The 2,092-nt window shown below is 63.0% G+C and carries 1 protein-coding gene; it reads left to right on the top strand.

The features are described from left to right. Positions 1–496: 496 nt before the first annotated feature. Entirely contained in the window at positions 497–1,993 is a 1,497-nt protein-coding gene (locus NZN28_RS14335; protein WP_295399302.1) for an ABC transporter substrate-binding protein, read from the top strand. Positions 1,994–2,092 lie beyond the last annotated feature (99 nt).

Genomic DNA, 2,092 nt, shown 5'->3' with positions numbered 1-2,092 from the left:
CGGTTTTGCAGACCCGCTGCCCACCCCCCATTCTTGGCTGTTTGTCCTTGAAAGGTGCTTGTAGGTCTAGAGCGCTCTTCACATATCATGCGAGTTCGAGAAAGCCCGGTTCTGGACAGAACAGTGGCCGCCTGGAAACTCGAAAACATGCGTCTTTGCCCAGACGCAACGCAGACACGCCTGCCTCACCTCGGTGCGGCACGTCTCTTGGTCCCTTCTCGTTTTCGTGGGCGGCCACGTCTGTGAAGAGCGCGATAAAGCTGGCTGCTCCATTGCAGGGCACCATTTCAGGCCCAACACCTCTTTTCCAGCCAGGCCTTTCGTGTTATCGTGCAGGTACGGGCGAGTCCGAAAAAAGCGTATCGTCATGGCTTTTTTCGGGTGGGGCGGGTGGAGAAAACCCAACCCAACTCCTTGGTGGGGCTCCGCGATACCAGGGCCCACCCGCACGGCGCGACCATAAATCGTGATATTTCCACACAAAGGAGGAAACGTGATGAAACGTTGGTTGCTCGTCGGTTTGCTGGCTCTATCCATGGGTCTGGCCCAGCAGCGCGGGGGTTCCATCACCATTGCCATCCAGACCGAACCCGCAGCCTGGGATCCCACCCAGGTGGCGGGGGCCGATATCTCCCGGGTGGTCTACGACAACGTGCTGCAAGGGCTGGTGAAGCGCAACCCCAAGGGCGAGATTGTGCCTTCGCTGGCCTCGCGCTGGGTGGTTTCCAACTCGGGGCTGACCTACACCTTCACCCTGCGCCAAGGGGTGAAGTTCCACGATGGCTCCGACTTTACCGCCCAGGATGTGCTGGCCAAGTTCAACCGGGCCAGAAACCCCGATACCCGGGCCTCGGGCCACCTGCGCCCCGACCTCTACCGCGACATTGCTAACATCACGAGCCCCAACCCCAGCACGGTGGTGTTCAGCCTGCGTCAGCCCAACAACGACTTCCTTTTCATCCTCTCGCGCCCCGAATCGCTGATTGGCCCGCGCCAGCGGCCCCTGGCCGAGCAGCGGGTGCAGCCCATTGGCACCGGGCCCTTCCGCTTTGCGGGCTGGGAGCGGGGGGTGGCGGTGCGGCTGGAGCGCAACCCCAACTACTATGTGCAGGGCCTGCCCTACCTGGATCGGGTCAACTTCCGCTTCCTGGGGGATGGGGATGCCCAGCTTGCGGGCCTGCGGGCGGGCGACCTGGACGTGATTGCCTACAGCCTGCTGCCCGAGAACGCGGTGGTGCTCGCACGGGATAACAACTTCAAGGTTTTCTCCGGTTCTGCGACTGCTGAAGCGGTGGCTGGCTTCAACAACAGCCGTCCCCCCTTCAACGACGTGCGGGTGCGCCGGGCCATCACCCTGGCCATCAACAAAGACGAGCTTATCCAGGGCGCCATGCTGGGCTACGGCACCAAGATTGGCTCCATGCGCTCTCCGGGCGAGGCCTGCTACATAGACCTTTCCAACTTTAATAGCTACAACCCCGACGAGGCCCGCCGCCTGTTGGCCGAGGCTGGCTTCACCAACCAGAACCCCCTGCGCTTCACCTTCAACCTGGCCGCCGAGTTCCCCTACGAGCGTCGCATCGGCGAGGCCCTGGTGGCCCAGCTCAACAAGCTGGGGCCCTTGCAGGTGACCATCCAGGTCACCGACTTCAACACCTGGATTCAACGGGTCTTCAGCCAGGCCGACTACGCCATGACCATCATCGGGCACGTCGAGGCCAACGACATCGGCAACTACGCCAACCCCCGCTACTACTGGCGCTACAACAGCCCGCGCTTCCAGCAGCTCTTCACCCAGTACCTGCGTGCGCCCAATCAGACCAAGGCCTGTGAGGCCCTGGCCGCCGCCCAGCGGCTGCTGGCCGAGGATGCAGCCGGGGTCTGGACCATGACCCTGCCCGCCCTGGGGGCTTACCGGGCCCGCATCCAGAACTGGCCGGACGGCTTCCTGACCCCTGCCATTAGTGTGGCGGAGGTGTGGGTGCGGCAGTAGCCCGCCTTCGCTTGCGCCGAGGGTCGAGTGTCCGGGGCGTTTTATGCTCTAGGCCCTCGACCCTCTGGGCTTGACCATGTTTGCTTATACCGTTCGCCG

It is taken from the genome of Meiothermus sp. (assembly GCF_025056915.1).
GTDB lineage: Bacteria > Deinococcota > Deinococci > Deinococcales > Thermaceae > Meiothermus.
This window is presented reverse-complemented; position numbering and strand designations above follow the sequence as displayed.